Source organism: Blastococcus sp. LR1 (assembly GCF_020166105.1).
Lineage (GTDB): Bacteria > Actinomycetota > Actinomycetes > Mycobacteriales > Geodermatophilaceae > Blastococcus.
Genome location: NZ_JAIUJY010000004.1, coordinates 54,131 through 77,046 on the forward strand (window position 1 = coordinate 54,131; position 22,916 = coordinate 77,046).

At 74.3% G+C, this 22,916-nt stretch carries 23 protein-coding genes; 15 read left to right on the forward strand and 8 right to left on the reverse strand.

Annotated features, from left to right (window positions below; all coding sequences use genetic code 11):
• Nucleotides 1-311 precede the first annotated feature (311 nt).
• Nucleotides 312-1,136, forward strand: coding sequence for a DUF2382 domain-containing protein (locus LBW97_RS12105; protein WP_224499637.1), 825 nt, complete (start codon nucleotides 312-314; stop codon nucleotides 1,134-1,136).
• An 83-nt stretch (nucleotides 1,137-1,219) separates the two neighbouring features.
• Here the strand turns inward: LBW97_RS12105 and LBW97_RS12110 are convergent, their stop codons facing one another.
• Nucleotides 1,220-2,512 carry a M18 family aminopeptidase gene (locus LBW97_RS12110; RefSeq protein WP_224499638.1) on the reverse strand — a complete coding sequence of 431 codons (1,293 nt, stop codon included), beginning with the start codon at nucleotides 2,510-2,512 and terminating at the stop codon, nucleotides 1,220-1,222.
• Between the two features lie 47 nt (nucleotides 2,513-2,559).
• On the opposite strand from LBW97_RS12110, the gene LBW97_RS12115 reads away from it, so the two are divergent.
• The 7 genes from LBW97_RS12115 to LBW97_RS20240 all read left to right on the forward strand — a co-directional run bounded on the left by LBW97_RS12115 (nucleotide 2,560) and on the right by LBW97_RS20240 (nucleotide 9,896).
• On the forward strand, nucleotides 2,560-3,459 hold the full coding sequence (locus LBW97_RS12115) for a MoxR family ATPase (protein WP_255600991.1): 900 nt from the start codon (nucleotides 2,560-2,562) through the stop codon (nucleotides 3,457-3,459).
• Nucleotides 3,460-3,481: 22 nt separating this feature from the next.
• On the forward strand, nucleotides 3,482-4,573 hold the full coding sequence (locus LBW97_RS12120; RefSeq protein WP_224499640.1) for a VWA domain-containing protein: 1,092 nt from the start codon (nucleotides 3,482-3,484) through the stop codon (nucleotides 4,571-4,573).
• Nucleotides 4,574-4,647: 74 nt separating this feature from the next.
• A complete protein-coding gene (locus LBW97_RS12125) occupies nucleotides 4,648-5,814 on the forward strand; it encodes an XdhC/CoxI family protein (RefSeq protein ID WP_224499641.1) in 1,167 nt (388 codons plus the stop codon).
• Nucleotides 5,811-6,374: an MOSC domain-containing protein gene (locus LBW97_RS12130; RefSeq protein ID WP_224499642.1), complete on the forward strand. Its 564-nt coding sequence runs from the start codon at nucleotides 5,811-5,813 to the stop codon at nucleotides 6,372-6,374. Before LBW97_RS12125 ends, LBW97_RS12130 begins: the two co-directional genes overlap by 4 nt.
• A gap of 74 nt (nucleotides 6,375-6,448) precedes the next feature.
• Entirely contained in the window at nucleotides 6,449-7,150 is a 702-nt protein-coding gene (locus LBW97_RS12135; protein WP_224499643.1) for a hypothetical protein, read from the forward strand.
• A 79-nt stretch (nucleotides 7,151-7,229) separates the two neighbouring features.
• Nucleotides 7,230-7,904, forward strand: a complete 675-nt coding sequence (locus tag LBW97_RS12140) for a hypothetical protein (protein WP_224499644.1) — start codon at nucleotides 7,230-7,232, stop codon at nucleotides 7,902-7,904.
• A 93-nt stretch (nucleotides 7,905-7,997) separates the two neighbouring features.
• Entirely contained in the window at nucleotides 7,998-9,896 is a 1,899-nt protein-coding gene (locus tag LBW97_RS20240) for an AAA family ATPase (protein WP_308010463.1), read from the forward strand.
• Between the two features lie 18 nt (nucleotides 9,897-9,914).
• Here the strand turns inward: LBW97_RS20240 and LBW97_RS12155 are convergent, their stop codons facing one another.
• Nucleotides 9,915-11,042 carry an NDMA-dependent alcohol dehydrogenase gene (locus LBW97_RS12155; protein ID WP_224499645.1) on the reverse strand — a complete coding sequence of 376 codons (1,128 nt, stop codon included), beginning with the start codon at nucleotides 11,040-11,042 and terminating at the stop codon, nucleotides 9,915-9,917.
• A 143-nt stretch (nucleotides 11,043-11,185) separates the two neighbouring features.
• Here LBW97_RS12155 and LBW97_RS12160 point away from each other — a divergent pair, with 143 nt between their 5' ends.
• Nucleotides 11,186-12,610 (forward strand): bifunctional 3-(3-hydroxy-phenyl)propionate/3-hydroxycinnamic acid hydroxylase, encoded by a 1,425-nt coding sequence (locus LBW97_RS12160; RefSeq protein ID WP_224499646.1) that lies wholly within the window; start codon nucleotides 11,186-11,188, stop codon nucleotides 12,608-12,610.
• Here the strand turns inward: LBW97_RS12160 and LBW97_RS12165 are convergent, their stop codons facing one another.
• The 3 genes from LBW97_RS12165 to LBW97_RS20470 all read right to left on the reverse strand — a co-directional run bounded on the left by LBW97_RS12165 (nucleotide 12,611) and on the right by LBW97_RS20470 (nucleotide 14,946).
• Nucleotides 12,611-13,030: a DUF1707 domain-containing protein gene (locus LBW97_RS12165; protein ID WP_224499647.1), complete on the reverse strand. Its 420-nt coding sequence runs from the start codon at nucleotides 13,028-13,030 to the stop codon at nucleotides 12,611-12,613. It lies immediately after the preceding gene.
• A 27-nt stretch (nucleotides 13,031-13,057) separates the two neighbouring features.
• Nucleotides 13,058-14,266 (reverse strand): pre-mycofactocin synthase MftD, encoded by a 1,209-nt coding sequence (gene mftD, locus LBW97_RS12170; protein WP_224499648.1) that lies wholly within the window; start codon nucleotides 14,264-14,266, stop codon nucleotides 13,058-13,060.
• Between the two features lie 92 nt (nucleotides 14,267-14,358).
• Nucleotides 14,359-14,946, reverse strand: a complete 588-nt coding sequence (locus LBW97_RS20470; protein ID WP_224499649.1) for a TetR family transcriptional regulator — start codon at nucleotides 14,944-14,946, stop codon at nucleotides 14,359-14,361.
• Nucleotides 14,947-15,076: 130 nt separating this feature from the next.
• On the opposite strand from LBW97_RS20470, the gene mftA reads away from it, so the two are divergent.
• The 4 genes from mftA to LBW97_RS12195 all read left to right on the forward strand — a co-directional run bounded on the left by mftA (nucleotide 15,077) and on the right by LBW97_RS12195 (nucleotide 18,635).
• Complete coding sequence (gene mftA / locus LBW97_RS12180; protein WP_224499650.1) at nucleotides 15,077-15,196, forward strand: mycofactocin precursor MftA; 120 nt, start codon at nucleotides 15,077-15,079, stop codon at nucleotides 15,194-15,196.
• Between the two features lie 13 nt (nucleotides 15,197-15,209).
• Nucleotides 15,210-15,515 carry a mycofactocin biosynthesis chaperone MftB gene (gene mftB / locus LBW97_RS12185; RefSeq protein ID WP_224499651.1) on the forward strand — a complete coding sequence of 102 codons (306 nt, stop codon included), beginning with the start codon at nucleotides 15,210-15,212 and terminating at the stop codon, nucleotides 15,513-15,515.
• Nucleotides 15,512-16,735: a mycofactocin radical SAM maturase gene (mftC, locus tag LBW97_RS12190; RefSeq protein ID WP_224499652.1), complete on the forward strand. Its 1,224-nt coding sequence runs from the start codon at nucleotides 15,512-15,514 to the stop codon at nucleotides 16,733-16,735. The genes mftB and mftC overlap by 4 nt, the downstream gene beginning before the upstream one ends.
• Before the next feature lie 73 nt (nucleotides 16,736-16,808).
• Nucleotides 16,809-18,635: an EAL domain-containing protein gene (locus LBW97_RS12195; protein ID WP_224499653.1), complete on the forward strand. Its 1,827-nt coding sequence runs from the start codon at nucleotides 16,809-16,811 to the stop codon at nucleotides 18,633-18,635.
• 26 nt (nucleotides 18,636-18,661) lie between these two features.
• On the opposite strand, the gene LBW97_RS12200 is transcribed toward LBW97_RS12195, so the two are convergent.
• Nucleotides 18,662-19,141, reverse strand: a complete 480-nt coding sequence (locus LBW97_RS12200; protein WP_224499654.1) for a pyridoxamine 5'-phosphate oxidase family protein — start codon at nucleotides 19,139-19,141, stop codon at nucleotides 18,662-18,664.
• A 49-nt stretch (nucleotides 19,142-19,190) separates the two neighbouring features.
• Nucleotides 19,191-19,556: a YchJ family protein gene (locus LBW97_RS12205; protein ID WP_224499655.1), complete on the reverse strand. Its 366-nt coding sequence runs from the start codon at nucleotides 19,554-19,556 to the stop codon at nucleotides 19,191-19,193.
• Between the two features lie 33 nt (nucleotides 19,557-19,589).
• Between LBW97_RS12205 and mftE the strand changes: the two genes are divergently transcribed.
• Nucleotides 19,590-20,285 (forward strand): mycofactocin biosynthesis peptidyl-dipeptidase MftE, encoded by a 696-nt coding sequence (gene mftE, locus LBW97_RS12210; protein ID WP_224499656.1) that lies wholly within the window; start codon nucleotides 19,590-19,592, stop codon nucleotides 20,283-20,285.
• A gap of 22 nt (nucleotides 20,286-20,307) precedes the next feature.
• Here the strand turns inward: mftE and LBW97_RS12215 are convergent, their stop codons facing one another.
• A complete protein-coding gene (locus tag LBW97_RS12215) occupies nucleotides 20,308-21,300 on the reverse strand; it encodes an iron-siderophore ABC transporter substrate-binding protein (protein ID WP_224499657.1) in 993 nt (330 codons plus the stop codon).
• A gap of 91 nt (nucleotides 21,301-21,391) precedes the next feature.
• Between LBW97_RS12215 and mftF the strand changes: the two genes are divergently transcribed.
• Entirely contained in the window at nucleotides 21,392-22,804 is a 1,413-nt protein-coding gene (mftF, locus tag LBW97_RS12220; RefSeq protein WP_224499658.1) for a mycofactocin biosynthesis glycosyltransferase MftF, read from the forward strand.
• Nucleotides 22,805-22,916 lie beyond the last annotated feature (112 nt).

Here is a 22,916-nt window from a genome sequence, read left to right on the forward strand (position 1 = left end):
GCGACGCGCCGGACGGACGGACGGGACCGATCCGTGACGACACGCCCGCGCCGACGGGTGTCACGCAGAGTGATCGGAACTACGACGGTTGCGGCACTCAACGGTCCACCCGGTCGTGCACGACCATCTGTCTGCTGACCTGCGAGTAAACCGCGAAAGCGTGATCATCTCCGAGTGTCACGATGGCCGTTACCGTTCGTAACGGGTTTCTGAGCGGTTCCGACGGGCCTCGCCTCGTTTCGCGGTGATCTCCCCGGTCACCCATTGGAGTGACGGACACGAACTCGAGCTCAGTGAGGAGCCACACCCCGATGATCGGTACCGACACCATCAGCCGCGTGATCGGCCAGGACGTCTACGACGAGGCCGGCGAGAAGATCGGCTCGGCCTCCGAGGTCTACCTCGACGACGAGACCGGTCAGCCCGAGTGGGTCACGGTTCGCACCGGCCTGTTCGGCACCAAGGAGTCCTTCGTCCCCATCCGGGATGCCGACCTGACCAACGACGGCGTCCGCGTACCGGTGACCAAGGCCCGCGTGAAGGACGCCCCGAAGATCGACACCGACGGGCACCTCTCCCCGCAGGAGGAGCAGGAGCTCTACGCCTACTACGGCCTCGGCGGCGGCAGCGACGCCGGCATGCAGACCGACACCACCACCACGGGCATGGTCGACACGGGGCGCACCGACACGGCCCGCACCGACATGACGAACGAGCACGGCACCGTGGGCCACGACACCTCCGGCCCGACCACCGACAACGCGATGACGCGGTCGGAGGAGCGCCTGAGCGTGGGCACCCGGTCCGAGGAGGTCGGCCGCGCCCGTCTCCGCAAGTACGTGGTGAGCGAGAACGTCACCGAGACCGTCCCGGTCGCCCGGGAAGAGGTCCGCGTCGAGCGCGAGCCGATCACCGAGGCCAACGCCGGCAACGCGATGGACGGGCCGGCCATCTCCGAGGAGGAGCACGAGGTCACGCTGCACGCCGAGCGTCCCGTGGTCGCCAAGGAGGCCGTCCCGGTCGAGCGGGTCCGCCTGGACACCGAGACCGTCACCGAGCAGGTGCAGGTGGACGAGACCCTCCGCAAGGAGGAGATCGAGGTGGACGGCGCCACGGACACCGACCGGCGCGTCTGATCGAAGGACCCCCTAGGGGGTCGGCACCGAAACGGCGGCCGACCGGGTTCCGACCCGGCCGGCCGCCGTTCGCCTGTCCGGAGCTAGTCCGCCAGGCAGGCGGTGAGCGCGCCGACCATGAGCGGGACGTCGTCGGCGGAGGCGAGCTCGCGGCAGGAGTGCATCGCGAGCTGCGGCGCACCGACGTCGACGGTCGGGACGCCCAGCCGGGTCGCGGTCAGCGGGCCGATCGTGCTGCCGCAGGGCAGGTCCGCCCGGGTCACGAAGGTCTGCAGCGGAACACCGGCGGCGTCGCAGCGTTCGCGGAACCAGCCGCCGGTCGTCGCGTCGGTGGCGTAGGCCTGGTTGGCGTTCACCTTGAGCACCGGGCCACCGCCGAGCTGCGGCCGGTGGGACGGCTCGTGCCGCTCCGAGCGGGTGGGGTGCACGGCATGAGCCATGTCCGCCGAGACCAGCACCGATCGGGCCAGCGCGCGGTGCACCGCCTGCGGATCGGCGGGGTCGGCGGCCAGGCGCTGGACGACGTCCTCCAGGAAGCTGCCGCGCGCCCCGGACATGGAGCCGCTGCCCACCTCCTCGTGGTCGTTGCACACGAGCACCTGGGTGCGATCCCCGGCGGGCGCGGCGAGCAGCGCCAGCACGCCGGAGTGGCAGGAGAACTGGTTGTCCAGCCGCGGCGCGGCGATCCACGTCCCGTCGGCGCCGGCCCGGGCGGCGGGCTGGGTGTCGGCGAGCACCAGGTCGTGGCCGACGACGTCGCCCGCCGAGACCCCGGCGGCCGCTGCGAGGGCCTCCACCAGACCCGGCTCGCTGCCGAGGTCGCGGTCCCACACCGGCACCAGGTGCTGCTGGGCGTCCAGCGTCAGCCCCTCGCGCACGCTGCGGTCGAGGTGGATGGCCAGCGAGGGGAGCCGCAGCGGCGCCCCGGGCAGCCGGACCAGCGCCGTCGTCCCGCCGCGCAGGGCCAGGCGGCCTGCGACGGTCAGCTCGCGGTCCAGCCAGGTGTGCCACAGCCCGCCGCCGTAGGGCTCGACGCCGACCAGCCGGTAGCCGGCCTGCCGGACGTCGTTGTTCGGCCGGACCTTGAACGTGGGGGAGTCGGTGTGCGCGCCGACGATCCGCAGCCCCGACTCCGCCGGTGCACCGGAGCCCACCCGGAAGGCGATCAGGCTGCCGTGCCGGACGACGAAGTGCTGCCCGCCGGGCGCGGGCGCCCAGGAGTCGGCCTCGGCCAGCTCGGTGAACCCGGCGGCGCGCAGCCGGCGGGCCAGTTCGGCGACGGCGTGCGAGGGCGAGGGGGAGGCGTCGACGAAGGCCCGCAGGTCGTCGCCGAGCGGGAGCGCGTCGGGAGCAGCGGTCGGCATCGGGTCCGGCATGGGGCCATCGTCTCCCGCGCCGGTGTGCGTGCGCCCGCCCGGGTGGGATGCTGCCCGGTGTGAGCGAGCGCACAGGCCCCGGTGGTCCCGCGGAACTGGCCGCTGCGCTGGAGGCGACCGGCTACCTCCCCGACGAGGGGCTGGCCACCGCCGCGTACCTGGCGCTGGCGATGCACCGGCCGCTGTTCCTCGAGGGCGAGGCCGGCGTCGGGAAGACGGCGCTGGCGCACGCGCTGGCCGAGATCACCGGTCGGCCGCTGCACCGGCTGCAGTGCTACGAGGGCCTCGAGGCGTCCCAGGCCCTGTACGACTGGGACTTCGGCCGCCAGCTGCTGCACCTGCGGGCCGCCGAGGCCGCGCACGTGGATGCCGACACGGCGAGCCTCGAGGCCTCCCTCTACGACCGCCGGTTCCTGCTGGCCCGGCCGCTGCTGCGCGCGCTGGAGGACTCGCCCAGCGTGCTGCTGGTCGACGAGATCGACCGCGCCGACGACGAGTTCGAGGCGTTCCTGCTGGAGCTGCTGTCGGACTTCACCATCTCCATCCCCGAGCTGGGCACAATCCGGGCGGAGACGCCGCCGCTGGTCGTCCTCACTTCCAACCGCACCCGCGAGGTGCACGACGCGCTCAAGCGCCGCTGCCTCTACCACTGGCTGGCGCATCCCGACTTCGACCGCGAGGTGGCGATCCTGCGCCGCCGGCTGCCCGACGTCACCGAGCAGCTCGCCCGCCAGGTGGCCCGGGCGACGGCGACGCTGCGCACGCTGGACCTGCTGAAGCCGCCGGGCATCGCCGAGGCCATGGACTGGGCCACCGCGTTGCACACCCTCGGCGCCCGCGAGCTCGATCCGGACCTCGCCGCACGGACCCTGGGAGCGGTGCTCAAGTACCGGGAGGACACCGAGCGGGTGCAGGCGCTGGGCACGGGGGCGCTCGTCGGTGCCTGAACGGGACGCGCCTGAGCGGGACATGGTGGACACGGTGCTGGCGTTCGCCCGCACGCTGCGGCACGCCGGGGTGCCGGCGTCGCCGGACCGGGTCGAGGCGATGCTCGCCGCGCTCGCGCACCTCCGCGTGCTGGACCGGGGCGACGTCTACTGGGCCGGCCGGCTGACCCTCTGCGGCGGCCCCGACGACCTCGATCGCTACGACGCCGCCTTCGCCGCCTTCTTCTCCGGTGAGCGCCCGCGGACGTCGCGAGCGAGGACGACCACGCCACCCCGGCTCGCCGCCTCCGCGCCCCTGGACGCCGGCAGCGGCGAGGGCGACGACGCGGACGCCCCCGACCTGGCGGCCCGGGCCAGCGCCGACGAGGTGCTGCGGCACCGCGACGTCGGGACGATGAGCCCGGCCGAGCGGGAGCACCTGCGGCGGCTGTTCGCCCTGCTGGTGCCGGCCGCCCCGATGCGCCCGTCCCGGCGGCGGCGGCCGGCGACGCGCGGCGCCGTCCACCCGGCCCGGACCGTCCGCTCCGCCCTGCGCGACGGCGGGGAGGTGCGCCGGCTGCGGCACCGGCGCGCGCGCCCGCGACCGCGGCGGGTCGTGCTGCTGGTCGACGTCTCGGGCTCGATGACCCCCTACGCCGACGCGATGCTGCGGTTCGCGCACGCGGCGGTGCGGGCGCGGCCGACGTCGACCGAGGTGTTCACGATCGGCACGCGGTTGACCCGGCTGACCCGCGAGTTGCGCCGTCGGGACGCCGACCGGGCGCTGGAGGCGAGCGGCCAGGCGATTCCCGACTGGTCCGGCGGAACCCGCCTGGGCGAGGTGCTCAAGGCGTTCCTCGATCGCTGGGGCCAGCGCGGCACGGCGCGGGGCGCGGTGGTCGTCGTCTGCAGCGACGGCTGGGAGCGGGGCGACGCCGGGCTGCTGGGCGAGCAGATGGTCCGGCTGCGCCGGCTCGCGCACGCCGTCGTCTGGGTGAACCCGCACAAGGGCCGGGACGGGTACGAGCCGCTCACCGGCGGGATGCAGGCGGTGCTGCCCTCGGTGGACCACTTCGTGGCCGGCCACAGCATGGCCGCGTTCGAGCAGCTGTCCGGGGTGATCCACCGTGCCTGAAGAAGGACCCCGTCCTCCTCATCCCTCGCGAGCTCGGGATGAGCCTCTGGACGGGGCCGGAGAGGATGAACTCCATGCGTGATGTCCTGGACGAGCTGGTGGGCTGGTGGCAGGCGGGGGAGACCGTCGGCGTCGGCACCGTCGTCGCCACCTGGCGCTCGGCGCCGCGTCCGGCCGGCGCCTCGATGCTGGTGGGCCCCGACGGCACCGCGGTCGGCAGCGTCTCCGGCGGCTGCGTCGAGGGTGCGGTCTACGAGGAGGCCAAGGACGTCGTCGAGACCGGCGTGCCCACGCTCGAGCGCTACGGCGTCAGCGACGACGACGCCTTCGCCGTCGGCCTGACCTGCGGCGGCATCCTCGACGTCTTCGTCGAGCAGATCTCGCGCGAGTCCTTTCCCGAGCTCGGCGAGGTCGCGGCCTCGGTGGGCCGGCACGAGCCGGTCGCCGTCGTCACAGTGGTGGCCGGGCCGGACGACCGGCTGGGCCGGCGCCTGGTGCTCTGGCCGGACCGCGCCGCCGGAACGCTCGGCTCCGCGCGGCTCGACGACGCCGTGGCCGCGGACGCCCGCGGCATGCTCGCCGCCGGCCGGACGGCGCTGCTGCACGTCGGGCACGACGGCGAGCGCCGCGGTGACGACCTGACCCTGTTCGTGAACTCCTTCGCCCCCGCGGCCCGCATGGTCGTGTTCGGCGCGATCGACTTCGCGGCGGCGGTGGCCCGGGTCGGCGCCTTCCTCGGCTACCGGGTGACGGTCTGCGACGCCCGGCCGGTGTTCGCGACGCCGAAGCGCTTCCCGGAGGCGCACGAGGTCGTGGTCGAGTGGCCGCACCGCTACCTGTCGGCGGAGGTCGAGGGCGGGCGGATCGACGAGCGCACCGTGCTGTGCGTGCTCACCCACGACCCGAAGTTCGACGTCCCCCTGCTGGAGGTCGCGCTGCGCACGCCGGTCGCCTTCGTCGGGGCCATGGGGTCCCGCCGCACGCACGACGAGCGGCTGGACCGGCTGCGCGAGGCGGGGCTGAGCGACGAGGAGATCGGACGGCTCTCCTCGCCGATCGGCCTGGACCTCGGCGCCCGCACCCCGGAGGAGACGGCGGTCTCGATCGCCGCGGAGATCATCGCCGGTCGCTGGGGCGGCACCGGCGAGCGGCTGGCCGCCACCGACGGCCCGATCCATAAAGGACCCCCCGGCCCCCCACCACTCGCAGGCTCGCGGCGGGACCCTGCCGCGGGGCCATGACCTACGCGTACGACACCGAGATCGTGGGCCTGGTGGCGTCCGAGGGGCACCGGTACGACGGCCGCCCGAGCGTGGTGATCCCTGAGCAGGCGGCCGACCGGCGGGAGCGGCTCGAGGTGCGCGCCGGCTTCGGCATCGTCGGCGACCGCTACGCGGGAAAGCAGGCCCATCGCGACGCGCAGGTCACGGTGCTGGCGGCCGAGTCGCTGGAGGCGCTGGCCGCCGAGCTGGGAACCGGCCGCGTCGACCCGCTGCTGGCCCGCCGGAACGTGGTCCTGCGCGGGGTCGAGGTGGAGGCGCTGCGCGGCCAGGAGTTCACGCTGGACTGCGGCGAAGGCGCTGTGGTGCTCCGGGGTGGCCGGCCGGCGAATCCGTGTGCCTGGATGGACGTCGTGCTCGCGCCCGGCGCACACCGCGGGCTGCGCGGACGGGCCGGGGTCCGCTGCGCCGCGCTGTCCGACGGGGTGCTGGGCATCGGCGCCGCCGTCCTGACCTGCGGCGTTCCGCTGGACCCCGCGGCGGCAGGCGCGGTACGGGCCCTGGCGCCGCACCGGCGCTGAGCGGCGGGGGAGGATCGGGGGACCGGCTCCCGGACCACGGGAGTCGGCACCACGACGGACGGAGTTCCATGCACATGCGACGACTCGCCCTTGCCGGGGCGGCGGCCCTCCTGCTGGCCGGCTGTAGCGGCTCCGACGAGTCCGGCTCGGACTCCGCGTCGGGCGCGAGCGGCAGCGAGCTCAGCCGGATGGAGGCCGCCGAGGTCGTCGACGCCTCCTTCACCGCGCTGGAGGAGTCCGGCGCGGCCCACGTCGTCGGCTCCATCGATGAGAACGGCGCGGTCCAGGAGCTCGACCTCCAGCTCGAGGGGGATGACGTCGCCGGCAGCATCACGATGGACGGCGTCAGCGTCGAGCTCATCTCCGTCGGCGGGCAGGCCTACGTCCAGGCGCCGGCCGACTTCTGGGCCTCCTTCGGCATGCCGGCCGAGTTCGCCGGGCAGCTCGAGGGCCAGTGGGTGCTCATGCCGGCCGAGGCGGCCGGGTCGTTCGCGTCCCTCACGCTGTCGGGCCTGGTGGCGGAGCTCCGCGCTTCCGGCGGCGACACGGTGAAGGGCGAGGTCACCACCGACGAGCTGGACGGCGAGAAGGTCGTCGTCGTCACCCAGGAGAACGGCAGCACCTTCACCACCCGGGACGACGACGAGAACCCCTACCCGCTGGTGATCGAGGAGCAGGGCGACGCTCCGGCAATGGTGGAGTTCAGCGACTTCGGCGAGCCCGCTGGGATCGCCGCCCCGCCGAACCCGGTTGACCTGACCACCCTCGGGGGCTGATCGTCCACCCGTCCGGTCGGGCCCCCGGGCCCGGCCGGACGTAGGTTCTGCGCGACACCCGCTCCCCCGGAGGACTCCCATGCGCATCCGTCAGCTCACCGCCGCCAGCACGGTCGCGGCCGCCACCCTGCTGCTCAGCGCCTGCGGCGGCGGTCCGCTGGAGGGCAAGACCGGCCCCGAGGTCGCCGACGCCGCGGCCGACGCCCTCGAGAAGGCGGACTCGGTGCACATGGCCGGCGAGATCGAGCAGGACGGCGAGATGTCCTCGGTCGATATCCACCTGCAGGGCGAGGACGCCACCGGCACGCTGTCCTTCGGCGACATCGAGCTGCAGCTGCTCACCGTCGACGGCGTCTCCCACCTGCAGGCCGCGCCGGAGTTCTGGGCGTCGTTCGGCATGCCCGAGTCGATCGCCGCGAACTTCGACGGCCGCTGGGTGCTCGTCCCGGAGGACGTCGCCGGTGACTTCAGCGAGTTCTCCCTTGCCGGCATGGTCGACCAGCTCCGCAATCCGGAGAGCGAGGTCAAGGACGAGGTCCGCTCCGAGGAGGTCGACGGCGAGGACGTCGTCGTCGTCGAGCAGGAGGACGGCAGCGAGCTCACCGTCCGGGACGACGACCCGTCGTACCCGGTGTCCATCCGCAACGACGGGGACTCCGCCGGCACCATCGAGTTCAGCCGGTTCGGCGAGAAGGAGGACATCTCCGCGCCCGAGGACCCCATCGACCTCACGGAGATGATGGGCGGCTCCTGACCGGAGGGGTTCCGGCCGGTCCGGCCTGACCGCTTCCCGGTGGGCCGTCGGCAGGGCAGACTCGGCGGCATCGTCTCGCAGGAGAGGAGCCCGGTGACCGACGGTCGCGCGCTGCCCGGTCCCGTCATCGGTCTCCGCCGCGAGCGCGAGGTGCTCACCGTCGCGCTCGAGACCAACCGGCACGTCGTCCTCGAAGGGCCGCCGGGCACGGGCAAGTCGACCCTGCTGCGGGCCGTGGCGGGGGAGACCGGGCACGACGTCGTCTTCGTCGAGGGCAACGCCGAGCTGACGCCCGCCCGCCTGGTCGGTTCCTACGATCCGGCCGCGGTCATGGCGGAGGGCTACCTGCCCGGCAGCTTCGTGGACGGCCCGCTGCTCACCGCGATGCGCGGCTCGGGGCTGCTGTACCTCGAGGAGCTCAACCGCATCCCCGAGGAGACGCTCAACGTCCTGATCACGGTGCTCACCGAGGGCGAGATCGCCGTGCCCCGGCTGGGCACCGTGCGGGCGACGGCGGGATTCCGGCTGATCGCGGCGATGAACCCCTTCGACGCGATCGGCACCGCCCGGGTGGGGCAGGCGATCGCCGACCGGATGTGCCGGGTGGTGCTCGGCTACCAGAGCGAGGACGCCGAACGGGAGATCGTCGCGGCGGTCACCGGCGGCGCGCCCTCTCGCGTGCAGCTGGCCGTGGCCCTGGTGCGGGCGACCCGGGAGCACCGCGACCTGCGCACCGGCTCTTCGGTCCGCGGCGCCATCGACCTGGTGCTGCTGCTCGACGGGCTGCTGCGGCTGCGTGGGCTCACCGGATTGGACGACCCGGGCGCGCGCGAGGCGACCCGCGACGCGCTGCACGCGGCGCTGTCCGGCCGGATCCGGGTGACCGAGGGCGTGGAGCGGACGCCGGAGAGCGTGCTCGACGAGCTGCTCGACGGCGTGTGGCCCGCCGACGCCGAGCCGCCGGGCGGCGATGCGCCGGATGCAGTGCCGCCGGCTCCCGGGGACGGCCCGGGAAAAGCGGCGGGCCTGCCGTCTGAGACGGCGGGCCCGGACAGCGGGGAGAGCCGCCAGGATCGGCCGGACCGGGCGGGACGGCGCGGCCCGAAGCAGACCGCGCGGCGGGAGCTGCAGCTGCGGCACGCCTCCTTCGACGAGGTCAGCCCCGAGGTGGGCGAGCTCGACGAGGAGGCCTTCGCGGCGCTGATGGGCGCCGATCCGGATGCGGCGGCGGCGCTGCTGGCCGACCTCGCGCTGGCCACCGACCGCGAGCTGCGCTCGGCCGCGCGGCGGCTGGCGGCCCGGGTGTTCGTGCAGGTGGGCCGGGTGGGCGCGGCGCGCGCCCGCGGCACCCGGCGGCTGACCCCGGCCCGTGGCGGCGACGGCGACCTGGACCTGGAGCGGACGCTGGACCGGTGGACGGGCCCGTGGCCGCCGGCGCCCGAGGACCTGGTGGCCCGGCGGTGGACGGGGTCCCGCCGTGCGGTCTGCCTGGTGGTGGACCGCTCGGGGTCGATGAGCGGGCTGGGAGTGGCGATCGCCGCCGTGGCGGCCGCCGGCGTCGTGCTGGCGTCCGGGGAGCGGCTGGAGACCAGCGTGCTGGCCTTCTCCGACCGGGTGGAGGTGCTGCAGGGGCACGGCCGGCACCGGGCGCCGGAGGACCTGGTGCTGGCGCTGGTGGGGCTGCGCGGTCATGGGAGGACCGACGTCGCCGCTGCGCTCCGGGCGGCCGCGGTGCAGCTGCGCTCGGCGGCGCACGCCGACGAGCGGATCGTGGTGCTGCTCTCGGACTGCCTCTCCACCGCCGGGGATCCGGCCGAGTCGGCGTTGGCCGGGATCGACCGGCTGGACGTGCTCTGCCCGCTGCCCGACGGCGGGGACGAGGACGGGGCGCTCACCGCGTCCCGGACGCTGGCCGCCCGCGGCGGCGGCTCGGTGGCCGCCGTGCGGTCGCTGAGGGACCTGGGCCCGGCCCTCACCCGGCTACTGGCCTGAGTGAGGGCCGGTCACCTTCTACCGGTCGGCGTCGGTGTAGATGATCATCCCGCGGATGTTCTTGCCGTCGCGCATGTCCTGGTAGCCCTGGTTGACGTCCTCGAGCTTGTACTTCGTCGTCACCAGCTCGTCCAGCTTCAGCTGGCCCTCCTGGTAGAGCGAGAGCAGCTCGGGGATGGCGTTGCGCGGGGCGAGGCCGCCGAAGATCGCGCCCTGCAGGTCCTTCTGCAGCAGGGTGAGCTCGAAGAGGCTGAGCTTCACGTCGACGTTGGCGTAGTTGCCCATGCCGGTGACGACGGCGCGGCCGCCCTTGCCGGTCACGCTGAGCGCCGCGGCGATGTCCTCGCCCTGGATGTCGCCGACGGTGATGATCGTCTTCTCCGCCATCCGGCCCCAGGTGAGCTCGTTGATCGCCGGAGCGGCCTCCTCCATGTTCGCGAAGGTGTGCGTGGCGCCCATGTCCATCGCCCACTCGCGCTTCGAGGCGACCGGGTCGATGACCATCACGCGCTTGGCGCCGGCCGCGGCCGCGCCCTGGACGGCGTTCATGCCCACGCCGCCGGCGCCCATGACGACGACGTTCTCGCCGGGGCGCACGTCGGCGACCTTCGTCGCCGAGCCCCAGCCGGTGGTGACGCCGCAGCCGACGAGCGCGGCGATCTCCAGCGGGATGTCCGGCTCGATCTTCACCACCGACGCCTGGTGCACGGTGATGTACGGGGAGAACGTGCCGAGCAGGCACATCGGGATGACGTCCTGGCCCTTGGCCTGGATCCGGTAGCTGCCGTCGGAGATCGAGGTTCCGGCCAGCAGGCTGGCGCCCAGGTCGCAGAGGTTCTGCTGCCCGCGCGAACAGGGCGGGCACATGCCGCAGGCGGGGATGAACGCCGTGACGACGTGGTCGCCCTCCTTGAGCCCGGTCACGCCCGGCCCGACCTTGGTGACGACGCCGGCGCCCTCGTGCCCGCCGATGACCGGGTACGAGGCGACCGGGGTGCCGCCGGTGACCAGGTGCTCGTCGCTGTGGCAGAGCCCGGAGGCGGCCAGCTGGACCTGCACCTCACCCGCGCGCGGATCACCCAGCTCGATCTCCTCGATCGACCACTCTTCGCCCACGCCCCACAGAATCGCGCCCTTGGTCTTCACGTACGTCCTCTCGCCAGGCCCGCACCGTCGCGGGTGATGGGGCACACGCGTGTGCCCCGGGTCACAGCCTGCTGAGCGGGCGTCTGTGCGTCAAGATCTCGACCACGAGGACGGCGGAACACCGGGTGTCGCACACTGTCCGGGTGTCCGGCCTGCCCGTCGTCGTGGTCGGTGCCGGGCCGGTCGGGCTGACCGCGGCGCTGCTGCTCGCCCGTCGCGGGATCGACGTCGTCGTCCTGGAGCGGCACCGGGAGCCGTATGCGCTGCCCCGCGCGGTGCACCTGGACGACGAGGTGTTCCGGGTGCTGCAGGCCGCCGGCGTGGCCGATGCGCTCGCACCGCGGACCCGGGCGATGGCGGGGCTGCGGCTGCTGGACGGCGCGCACCGGGTGCTGGCGGAGTTCCGCCGCGACCCGGACGCCGGCGTCAACGGCTGGCCGCAGGGGTCGTTCGTGCACCAGCCCGACCTGGAGGCGGTGCTCGCCGACGCGGTCGCGGCCGATCCGCGGATCGAGCTGCGCCGCGGGGTCGAGGTCACCGATCTGCCCGAGGGCGGGACGACGGTGGTGGCCCGGGACCGGGCGTCCGGGGAGGACCGGTCCGTCCGGGCGGCCGCGGTGCTCGGGTGCGACGGCGCCGGCAGCACCGTGCGGGGCCTGATCGGCGCCCGCATGCGCGATCTCGGCCGGGCCGACCGCTGGCTGGTCCTCGACGTGCGCTCCGACCGCGACCTGGACCTGTGGCCCGGCGTGCACCAGGTCTGCGACCCGCACCGGGCCTCGACGTTCATGCCGGTCACCGGAGACAGGCACCGCTGGGAGTTCCGGCTGTTGCCGGGGGAGACGGCGGCGGAGCTGACCACGCCGGCCCGGCTCGCTGAGTTCCTCCCGGACCTGCGCGACGTCGAGGTGCTGCGGGCGGTCGAGTACACCTACCGCGCGCAGGTGGCCGACCGGTGGCGGTCGGGGCGGGTGCTGCTGGCCGGCGACGCCGCGCACCTGAGCCCGCCGTTCGTGGGTCAGGGCCTGGGGTTGGGGCTGCGTGACGTGCACCAGCTCGCCTGGAAGCTCGCCGCCGTCCTGGCGGGGGAGGCGGGCGAGGAGCTGCTGGACACCTACCGGGCCGAGCGCGAGCCGCACGCCCGCGCGCTGATCCGGGTGGCGCTGCTGCTCGGCGCGCTGATGACCGGGGGCGGTCGCGGCGCTGCGGTCGTTCGCCGGGTCGTGCTCGCCGCCGTCCGCCGCATCCCCGCGGTCGCCCGCCTGGCCACCGACAGCCGCACGCCTCCGCTGCGCTCCGGGCCGCTGGTGGAGCGGCGTGGCCGGGCGGGGCGCCGCCTCGCGGGCTCGCTCGTGCCGCAGCCCGAGGTGCTGGTCGACGGGCGACCGTGCCGGCTCGACGACGTCCTGGGCGACGGCGAGGCGGAGCTGACGGCCGATCTGCTCGTGCGCCGGTCCGACGGGACCGAGGTCCGGGTGGAGGACCCGACCGGGATGCTGCGGCGTTGGCTCGGCCGGGACGTCGCCGTACGGATCCGGCCCGATCGGGTGGTGCGGTCCGCCCGCTGATCAGCTGCGCGGGCGGCCGATGCCGATCGCGTACAGCGTTCCGAGGACGGCGCCCGGCGGGAGCGCCACGTAGAGCCACCACGGGTGGATGTCGCCGACGGTGGACTCGAGGATCCCCCAGACCGTCAGGTTCACCAGGCTCAGGCAGAACCAGATGATCAGCAGCACCTTCATCGCGCCGCCGGCGTCGTCGTCGGTGAACGCCTTCCGCGGCCCGGGCGGTGCCGGGAGCGGCGGCAGGTCAGCGGTGACCCGGTCCAGGTCGCCGCGGGTGCGCGCGGCCCACACGTCGCGCACCCGCTCGTCGAACTCCGACAGGTCCAGCTGCCCGGCGTCGTGCGCTCGCTGCAGCCCGGAGGCGACGACGGAGCGCTCGGCGTCGGAGACGCGGAGGTCGTGCTGGCGGACCGGCTCGTTCACCGCTGCGATCCTGCCAGCCCGGAGGCGCTAGGACTCCTCGCTGGCGCGCGCCACGGCGGACTGCCCGAGCTGGCGCTCGAAGCCCGGCGGGATCACCAGGTCGTCGCGGCTGAGATCCCCGACGTTCGGGCGCCCGAGGCCGACCATCGCCGAGCCGAGGCCGTCGCGCATCAGGTCCAGCACGTTCTCCACGCCGGCCTGGCCGTTGGCCGCCAGGCCCCACAGGTAGGCGCGGCCGAGCATCACGGCCTTGGCCCCCAGCGCGAGGGCCTTGGCGACGTCGCCACCGCGGCGGATCCCGCCGTCGAGCAGCACCTCGACCTGGTCGCCGACCGCCTCGGCGACCGCGGGCAGCGCCCGGATCGAGGCCGGGGTGCCGTCGAGGTTGTTGCCGCCGTGGTTCGACACCGAGATCGCGCTGACGCCGGCGTCGACGGCGCGCTTGGCGTCGTCCACGCGCATGACGCCCTTGAGCATGAAGGGCGCGTCCGGCCACAGGCTGCGCAGCCAGGCGACGTCCTCCCAGGTCGGCATGGGGGACTGCGTCCACTGGCCGTAGGCCTCGAAGAAGGTCGGCGCGGGGGCGCCGGGGACCGGGACCATATTGGGCACGGTGAGGTCGGGCAGCGACCGGGTCTTCGCGAACTCCCACAGCCAGCTCGGCTTGAGCGCCACCTGCGGTGCGTAGCGGCGCACGGCCTCGAAGTCGATCCGCTCCGGGATGAACGGAGAGCCCCAGTCGCGACCGTGGGAGAACGACCAGTCGAGGGTGGCGATCAGGCCCGCGGCGCCGGCGTTGCGGGCGCGCTCGACCTTGGCGGCCATCAGGTCGCGGTCGCCGACCCAGTAGAGCTGGAAGAACGTCTTCGGATTGGCGGCGATGACCTCCTCCATCGGCTTGCTGGCCATGGAGGAGAGCCCCATCGCGGTGCCGCGGTTGGCCGCGGCCCGGGCGACGGCGACCTCGCCGTCGGGGTGCACCGCCTGCACGCCGGTCGGGCTGATCATCACCGGCAGCGAGAGCTCCTGGCCCAGAACGGTGACGGCCATGTTCCGCTCGTTGGCCAGACCTGCGCTGTGCGGCGCGAAGCCGATCTCGCCGAAGGCGCTGGTGTTGTCGTCGACGGTCAGTCCGCGCTCGGAGCCGGCGAGCAGTGCGCCGTAGACGCCCTTGGGGAGGCGCTTCTTAGCGCGCCGCTGCGCCTCGGCCACCGTCTCGAACCATGCGTTCGCCATGCCGGTCTCCCGTCGTCCGCCTCGCCGACCCGGCGTGGCACTCAGTGCCACCGTAGCGGGCGCGGCGAGACGTGCGCCACAGCCGTGCCGGATCAGCTCCGCAGGCTGGGAAAGCCGGCGGCGAGCTCGTCGAAGGCGCGGTGCAGCTGGCGGCCCAGGTCGCTGCGGTCGTCGGCGAGCCAGGCGGCGAACGCGGTCGTCGCCGCGGCCCGGGTGCTCGCCGCGACGAGGCGGGGGAGCAGGCCGGACGGGTCGTCGCCGCTGCTGCGCGCGACGTGCGCGGCCACGACGCGGTCGATCTCGGCGTACCGCAGCTGCGAGTGGGCCTGCAGCGCCGGCTCGGTGAGGATCAGCCGCATCCGCTGGCGCAGCACGGGGAGGTCCGCCTCGCCGTAGTCGTTCACCTCCGCGTAGGCCGCGCAGATCGTGGCCAGCACCGGACGGTCCGGCCCGGCCGCCCGCAGCAGTCCGTCGAGCCGGGCGACGTGCGCGGCGAAGTCGCCCCAGACCGCGTCGGCCTTGGCCGGGTAGTAGCGGAAGAACGTGCGGCGGCTGATGCCGGCGGCATCGGCGACCTCCTCGGCGGGGACCGCGTCGAAGCCCCGGGAGGTGAAGAGCTCGAGCGCCGCGCGCTCGACCCGGGCGCGCGGCGCCTCGGCCGGGGCGTCGGTGGAGGTCACGGCTCCATCCTGCCGCGCTGCGCCGCCGGGAGGATGCTTTCGGCGTACCGCGGGGGTCACTTGCTCACTGGCACTGGGTGCCACTAGCCTCGGCCCACCGTCAGTGACCTCGCTCACCCCAGGAGTGCAGATGCCCGAGCAGACCGCAGTCGTCGAGCCCACCGTCGAGGCCGCTCCCGTCGAGGAGGCCCTGGTCGAGGAGTCGCTGGTCGAAGAGGTCTCGATCGACGGCATGTGCGGCGTCTACTGATCCGCAGGCCGAGATGACCGCTCCGGCCGGGCCCGTCGTGGACGTCGAGTTCGACCCCGCGCTGCCCTGGCAGAAGGCCCGGTCGGTCGCGCTGCGGCCGGAGCCGTTCGGCGCGCTGGTCTACCACTTCGGCAACCGGAAGCTCTCCTTCCTGAAGTCGAAGATGCTGGTCGCCGTCGTGACCTCGCTGGCCGACCACCCCTCCGCCGAGGCGACCCTGGTCGCCTGCGGCGTGCCCGAGGCCCAGCGCCCCGCCTACGCGAAGGCGCTGGCCGATCTCGCCCGTTCCCAGATGATCACTCCCCGGGAGTCCGCGTGACCGCCGTCCTTCCCTCTCGACCGCAGCGGCCCGAGGGCGGCCGGCTGATCGACCAGTTCGAGTACGGCCTGGACGCCCCGATCTGCCTGACCTGGGAGCTCACCTACGCCTGCAACCTGGCGTGCGTGCACTGCCTCTCCTCTTCGGGACGGCGTGATCCCCGCGAGCTCTCCACCGCCGAGGCCGAGGGCGTCATCGACGAGCTGCAGCGGATGCAGGTCTTCTACGTCAACGTCGGCGGCGGCGAGCCGACCGTGCGGCCGGACTTCTGGCACCTGCTCGACTACGCCATCGGCCACGACGTCGGCGTCAAGTTCTCCACCAACGGCGTGAAGCTGGACAAGGTCCGGGCCGCCCAGCTGGCCCGGACCGACTACGTCGACGTGCAGATCTCCCTGGACGGCGCCACCGCCGAGGTGAACGACCGCGTTCGCGGCGCCGGCTCCTTCGCCACCGCCACCCGCGCGCTGGAGAACCTCGCCGAGGCGGGCATGAAGGACTTCAAGGTCTCCGTCGTCGTCACCCGGGAGAACGTCTCCCAGCTCGACCAGTTCAAGGCGCTGACCGACTCCTACGGCGCCCAGCTGCGGATCACCCGTTTCCGCCCGTCGGGCCGCGGCGCCGACGTGTGGGACCAGCTGCACCCCACCCAGGCCCAGCAGCGCGAGCTCTACGCCTGGCTGCTGGCCAACGGCGACAACGTGCTCACCGGCGACTCGTTCTTCCACCTCTCGGCGCTCGGGGAGTCCCTGCCGGGGCTGAACCTGTGCGGCGCCGGCCGAGTGGTGTGCCTGATCGACCCGGTCGGCGACGTCTACGCCTGCCCGTTCGCGATCCACGAGAACTTCCTCGCCGGCAACGTCCGCTCGCCCGGTGGCTTCCAGCAGGTCTGGCAGAACAGCGAGCTGTTCGCCGACCTGCGCAACCCGCAGACCGGCGGCGCCTGCACCAAGTGCGCCCACTTCGACGCCTGCCGCGGCGGCTGCATGGCGGCCAAGTTCTTCACCGGGCTGCCGCTGGACGGCCCGGACCCCGAGTGCGTGCAGGGCTACGGGGAGACGGCGCTGGCCGCCCGCGACCTCGGGCTCGTGACCCCGAAGAGCTCCATCGACCACTCGCACAAGGGACCGGTCCGCGGTCAGCCCACGCTGCTGGGCATGCCGTCGATCCCGGTGAAGGCCTGCGACGAGTCGCCGCTGGCCGGGCTCACGGCCGGCTGACCGCTCCCCCTCGCTCGGGGGAGTGAGACGCCGGACGCTACAGGTTTGTTCCGGAACCGCCGATGCCGGGAAGGTGATCGCAGAGCTGGCCGCCCGGGTGACCGGTCTCCTCCCCCGGGGACGTGAACTGCCGGAGGGTGTGTGGCAGCGCCGCCACCGCGCGATCGTGCGGCTCTGCATGACCGCCGCCGTGGCGCTCGTGCTGCTCGCCTGGTTCAGGGGCTACGACCAACCCACGGCCGTCCTCGTGCTCGCCGTCGTGGCCGGGCCCGCCGCGCTCGCCGCCGTTCCGCGATTCGGCCGCGCCCTGCGCGCCGGTGCCACCACCGTCAGCCTCATGGGCGCCTGTGTCGCCCTGACCCACCTGTGGTCGGGCGTCACGGAGGCCCACTTCTCGTTCTTCGTGATGATCGGCGTCGTCTCGCTCTACCAGAGCTGGGTGCCCTTCGGCATCGCGCTCGTGGTCGTCAGCGTCCACCACGGCCTGTTCGGGACCATCTACCCGCACTCGGTGTTCGGGCACGCCGCGGCGACCCACTCCCCGTGGACCTGGGCAGGCATCCATGCCGCCTTCGTGCTCGCCGCGAGCCTGGCCCACCTCGCCTCCTGGCGGCACAACGAGAACCAGGGCCTCAGCGACTCGCTGACCGGCCTGGCCAACCGCACGCAGCTGGAAGAGGTCACCGCCCGGGCGCTGAACCGCGGCGGCGCCGTCAGCGTGCTGATGATCGACGTCGACGACTTCAGGGACGTCAACGACAGCCGCGGCCACGCGGTCGGTGACGACCTGCTCCGCGTGGTCGCCGAGCGGCTGCGCGCCTGCGTGCGGCCCGGTGACGTCGTGGCCCGGATCGGTGGCGACGAGTTCGCCGTCGTCGTCGCCGGCGACGCGGACGTCGCGCACGCCGTCGGTGAGCGGGTGCTGGTCTCGCTCGCGCTCCCGGTCCCCCTCGACGACGGTCTGGTGACCGTGCACGGCAGCATCGGTGTGGCCGAGGCCGCCGATGACGATCGCACCGCCGGCGCGCTGCTGCGCAACGCCGACCTGGCGATGCACCTGGCCAAGGCGCAGGGCAAGAACCGCCTGGTGGGCTACGCCGACGGGATGGCAGAGGCCGCCCGCCGCCGCGCCGGCCTGCAGCAGGACCTCCTCGCCGCCGTCGTCGACGAGCAGCTGGAGCTGCACTACCAGCCGACGGTCCGGCTGACCGACGGGCGCACCACCGGCTTCGAGGCGCTGGTCCGCTGGCGTCATCCCGAGCGCGGGCTGGTCCCGCCGGTCGAGTTCATCCCGCTGGCCGAGGAGAGCGGCGCGATCGTCGAGATCGGGCGCTGGGTGCTGCGCACCGCCCTGCACCAGGGCGCGACCTGGCTCCGCGAGCGCGACGACACGCTGCGGATGGCGGTCAACCTCTCGCCGCGCCAGCTCTTCGACACCGACATCGTCACCGATGTGGTCGCGGCGCTGACCGAGAGCGGCTTCCCGGCCGAGCTGCTCACCCTGGAGCTCACCGAGGGGGTGCTGGTCCGCGACGTCGACGCCGTCGTCGCCCAGCTGGAGTCACTGCGGGCGCTCGGCATCCGGATCGCCATCGACGACTTCGGCACCGGGTTCTCCAGCCTGTCCTACCTGCGCAGGCTTCCCGCCGACGTGCTCAAGATCGACCGCAGCTTCGTCACCGACCTGCCCGCCGGCCGGTCGGCGACGACGCTCATCGCCTCGATCGTCGAGCTGGCCCGCACCCTGGGGCTGGACGTCGTCGCCGAGGGCGTGGAGACCGACTCCCAGCGGCTGGCGCTGCGCGACCTCCAGTGCGGGCAGGCGCAGGGCTACTTCTTCGCCCGCCCGCAGCCGGCCGACGAGGCCGGGGCCGCCCTCGGCGCGGTCGTGCGGGGCTAGGGGTACGGAGCTCTAGGGGTACGGAGCTAGAGCTCGACCTTCTCGTTCTCGCCGGACTCGATGCGCTCGCCGGTGGCCTTGGCCTTCACGAAGCTGAACGCCGTGGCGAGGCGGCCACCGGGGGCGTTCCAGTACTCCGCCGAGTCACCGTCGACCTTGATCAGCACGACGCTGTCGTCGTCCGGACCCTGCGGGAACCAGGCCTCGACGCCGCTGTTCCACAGCTCCTTCTTCTTCGCGACGTCGTCCACCACGACCGCGTTCCCGGTCAGCGACACCCAGGTCCCGCCGGAGCCGACGCCCACGTTCACCTGCGGCGTGGCCGCGATGTGCAGCACCGGGTGCGAGCCGCGCTCGGCGAAGAACCAGAGGTCGCCGTCGAACTCGACCTCCTGGAGCGTCATCGGCCGGCTGGTCAGCTTGCCGCCGGGAGCGATCGTGGTGAGGAATGCGAAGCGCTCGCCCTTGATGAGCTCGGCGACCTTGCGGGTGTCTTCCGTCGTCATGTCGAGCCAGTGCCCCGCGCCGGCGCTGCCGACACCCGGACGCCGTCCATCACGCGGGGGCCAGGTAGCGCCAGGCGCCGTCCTCGCGCACGAACCGGCTCACCTCGTGCTGCTCGCCTCCCGCGTACCGCGCCACGAACTCCACCGTGCCTTCGGCGGCGAGCATCCCGCCACCGGTCGTGGCGACGACGTCGAGGCCCAGCCAGCGGATGCCGGCGTCCAGGTCCAGCTCGCGCGGCCGGGTGGTCGGGTGCCAGGTGGCGAGCAGGTAGCCGGGATCGGCGACGGCGAAGGCGCTGTACCGGGAGCGCATGAGCTGCTCCGCGGTCGCCGCCGTCCGCTCCCCGGCGTGCAGCGGGCGGCAGCACTCGTCGTAGAGCAGGCCGGATCCGCAGGGGCAGCGTCGGGGAGCCATGGGAGCAGTCTGCCGCCGTGCGAGGCTGCGGCGGTGACCTCGCTCGACGCGACGACCTGGCCCGAGCTCCCCGACCAGCCGCTGCTCGTCGTTCCGCTGGGATCGGTCGAGCAGCACGGCCCGCACCTGCCGCTGACCACCGACACCCGGACGGCGGAGACCGTGGCACGGGCCGCAGCGCCCGCACTCGACGGCGCGCTGCTGGCCCCGGCGATCGCCTACGGGGCGAGCGGTGAGCACGAGGGCTTCCCGGGAACCGTGTCGATCGGCACCGAGGCGCTCACGACGCTGCTGGTGGAGTTCGGCCGCTCGGCCTGCCGGTGGGCGGGTCGGCTGCTGGTCGTCAACGGGCACGGTGGCAATTTCTTCGCCCTGCGCGCCGCGGTGCCGCTGCTCCGGACCGAGGGGCGCGACGTCGCCTGGTGGCCGCTCGCCGTTCCCGGGGGAGACGCCCATGCCGGGCGCACCGAGACGTCACTGATGTTGCACGTGGAACCAGCTGCGGTGCGTGAGGACCGGGCCGAGGCGGGAGCGACGGCGCCGCTGCGCGAGCTGCTGCCCCGGATGCAGGCCGAGGGCGTGCGCGCGGTCAGTCTCAACGGCGTCCTCGGCGACCCTGCCGGGGCCTCGGCGGCGGAGGGCGAGGAGCTCGTGGCGGACCTGACCCGCCGGCTGGTCGCGGCGGTGCGGGAGTGGCGGGTGGACCCCGCCGGGCGGCTCCTGGAGTGAGCGCCCGGCGGGGTCCCGGGCCTCAGGAGAGCGCGTCGGCGAACAGCGGAACCGCGTTCTCCAGCGCGTAGCGGATGCCGCCGGCCGAGCCGCTGGAGAAGGCATTGGTCAGCGTGGTGTCCTCGAGGACGACGGCGCGACCCTCGCGGACCGAGCCCAGCCCCTGCCACAGCGGGTTGCCGGTGAACTCCGACGCCTGCACGAAGATCGGGAAGACGACGGTCAGCTCGGCGTCCAGCAGCGGGACCTCCTCCTCGCCCACCGACACGAAGAAGTTCTCGCCGGCCAGGTCCTGGATCTCGGCCTTGTTCTCGAAGCCGAGCTGCTCCATGAACTCCACCCGGGCGTCGCCGCGCACGTAGGCGCCGAAGCCCTCGGAGGTGTACGCGCCGACGGCGACCTCGGTGCCCGCGAACTCCGGGTGCTCCGCGGCGGCGTCGGAGAAGGCCTGGTCGACCTCGGCCGCCAGCTCCTCGGCCTGCTCGGTCTTGCCCAGCGACTGCCCGACCAGCTCGAGCTGCTGCTGCCAGGTGGTCTGGTACGGCCCGACGCCCTCGGGCTGACCGACGGTGGGGGCGATCTTCGACAGCGACTCGTAGCGGTCCTGCTCGGCGCTGGAACGGGTGTCGAGGATGAGGTCGGGCTCCAGTGCGGCGATCGCCTCGAGGCTCGGCTCGATCGTCTCGATGATCTCCGGCGCCTCGTCGTACTGGCCCTCCGCCCACGGGCCTACGCCCTCGCCGCCGAAGCCCAGCCAGTCGCTCGCGCCGACGGGCTGGACGCCCAGGGCGAGCGCCGTCTCGGCGTCGGACCAGCCCAGCGCGACGACCCGCTGCGGCTCCTCGTCGATCGTGACGTCGCCGAAGGCGGTGCTCACGGTGACCGGGAACGCCCCCGAGCCGGACGACGGCTCGCGGTCGTCGGCGGAGTCGCTCCCACCGCCGCAGCCGGACAGGACGAGAGCGGCGGCGGCCGCGAGGGCGGCGGCGCTGCGGAAGGACGGGCGGACGGACATGACTTCTCCTCGATCGAGCTCAGGTAAGGGTTACCTAAGCACGCGGACGTCGCGAGCCCGACGCCGGGGCGGCGTCGTTAGGGTCCGTGGCGTGCTGGTCGTCCCCGCGCCGCCCGACGGCCGGCTGCCCGACGGGTTCGCCGTCCGGCTGGATCCGCGCACGCGCCGTCGGGACGGCGGTGCCACGCTGCTGGGCGGCTCGCCGCTCCGGCTGCTGCGCCTCGCACCCCGCGCCGCGGCGCTGCTGGGCTCGGACCGGCTGGAGGTGCGGGACGCGACCACGGCCGCCCTCGCCGCGCACCTGCTCGACGCCGGGGTGGCCTCCCCCTCCCTCCCCCCGGTCGGCGACCGCGACGTGACCGTGGTGGTTCCGGTGCGCGACCGGGATCTCGAGCTCGACCGGCTGCTCGCGGCGCTCCGCGCCGATCCGGAGACGGCGGAGCTGCCGGTCGTGGTGGTGGACGACGGCTCGCGCGAGCCGGTGCGGGCGTCTCCGGGCGTGCGGGTGGTCCGGCATCCCGCCTCTCGGGGGCCCGCTGCGGCGCGCAACGCCGGGCTGGCCGCGGCGGGCACCGACGTCGTCGCGTTCCTGGACAGCGACTGCGTGCCGCTGCCCGGCTGGCTGGGCCGCCTGCTGCCGCACCTCGCCGATCCGCGCCTCGCCGCCGTCGCCCCGCGGATCGTGCCGCTCGCCGGCGCGGCCCGCGGCTGGACGAGCGCGTACGAGGACGTCGCCGGAGCGCTGGACATGGGTGCGCGGCCCGCGGCGGTCCGCCCGCTGTCGGCGGTCTCCTACGTGCCGAGCGCGGCGCTGGTGGTGCGGCGGGCGGCGCTGGGGAGCGGCTTCGACCCCTCGATGCGGGTGGCCGAGGACGTCGACCTGATCTGGCGGCTGACCGGCGCGGGCTGGCGGGTGCGCTACGAGCCCGCCGCCGAAGTGGCGCACGAGCACCCGGCCGAGCTGGGGGAGTGGCTGCTCCGCCGGGCGTTCTACGGCACCGGGGCCGCCCTCCTCGCCGCGCGGCACGGCGGTCTGGTGGCGCCGGTGGTGATCGCGCCGGAGACGGCTCTGACCTGGGTGCTCGCCGTGGCCGGTGGCCGCTGGGGCCGGGTCGCGGCCGCCGGGCTGGTCGGCGCCACCGGGGTGCGTCTGGGCCGCCGGCTGCGCCGCCCGGGGGAGCCGCTGCCCGTCGTCCTCGCGGCCGTGCTGACCGCGCGCGGGCTGGCCGCCTCCGGGCAGTCGCTGGCCCGGGCGACCACCCGCCACCACTGGCCGCTGGCCGTCACCGCGGCGGCCGTCTCCCGTCGCTGGACGCCGCTGCTGGCCGTGGCGGCAGCCGACGGGCTGCTCGCCTGGTGGCCGCACCGATCCCGGACCGGACCGGTCCGTCACGTCGGATCGCGTCGGCTGGACGACCTCGCCTACGGGGCCGGGCTCTGGGCCGGAGCGCTCCGTGCCCGCGACCTCCGCGCGCTGCTGCCGGTCCGCCCGCCCCGGCCGTGAGCGGGGACTCGCCGCTCCGGGAATGCGCACCCCGTCCCGCGCCTTCGCCCTCGGAGTGACCTCCGCTCCGCCCGCACCGCCCCTGTCCACCGGCCGCCTGGTGGCCGCCGTC

Bases quoted from the DNA above. Each gene is read 5' to 3' on its own strand.
- LBW97_RS12105 (WP_224499637.1), top strand. From the start codon at position 312: ATGATCGGTACCGACACCATCAGCCGCGTGATCGGCCAGGACGTCTAC.
- mftA (WP_224499650.1), top strand. From the start codon at position 15,077: ATGCCCGAGCAGACCGCAGTCGTCGAGCCCACCGTCGAGGCCGCTCCC.
- LBW97_RS12135 (WP_224499643.1), top strand. From the start codon at position 6,449: ATGCGACGACTCGCCCTTGCCGGGGCGGCGGCCCTCCTGCTGGCCGGC.
- LBW97_RS12130 (WP_224499642.1), top strand. From the start codon at position 5,811: ATGACCTACGCGTACGACACCGAGATCGTGGGCCTGGTGGCGTCCGAG.
- LBW97_RS12215 (WP_224499657.1), bottom strand. From the start codon at position 21,300: ATGTCCGTCCGCCCGTCCTTCCGCAGCGCCGCCGCCCTCGCGGCCGCC.
- mftD (WP_224499648.1), bottom strand. From the start codon at position 14,266: ATGGCGAACGCATGGTTCGAGACGGTGGCCGAGGCGCAGCGGCGCGCT.
- LBW97_RS12200 (WP_224499654.1), bottom strand. From the start codon at position 19,141: ATGACGACGGAAGACACCCGCAAGGTCGCCGAGCTCATCAAGGGCGAG.
- LBW97_RS12140 (WP_224499644.1), top strand. From the start codon at position 7,230: ATGCGCATCCGTCAGCTCACCGCCGCCAGCACGGTCGCGGCCGCCACC.
- LBW97_RS12110 (WP_224499638.1), bottom strand. From the start codon at position 2,512: ATGCCGGACCCGATGCCGACCGCTGCTCCCGACGCGCTCCCGCTCGGC.
- LBW97_RS12120 (WP_224499640.1), top strand. From the start codon at position 3,482: ATGGTGGACACGGTGCTGGCGTTCGCCCGCACGCTGCGGCACGCCGGG.
- LBW97_RS12205 (WP_224499655.1), bottom strand. From the start codon at position 19,556: ATGGCTCCCCGACGCTGCCCCTGCGGATCCGGCCTGCTCTACGACGAG.
- LBW97_RS12115 (WP_255600991.1), top strand. From the start codon at position 2,560: ATGCTGCCCGGTGTGAGCGAGCGCACAGGCCCCGGTGGTCCCGCGGAA.
- LBW97_RS12125 (WP_224499641.1), top strand. From the start codon at position 4,648: ATGCGTGATGTCCTGGACGAGCTGGTGGGCTGGTGGCAGGCGGGGGAG.
- mftB (WP_224499651.1), top strand. From the start codon at position 15,210: ATGACCGCTCCGGCCGGGCCCGTCGTGGACGTCGAGTTCGACCCCGCG.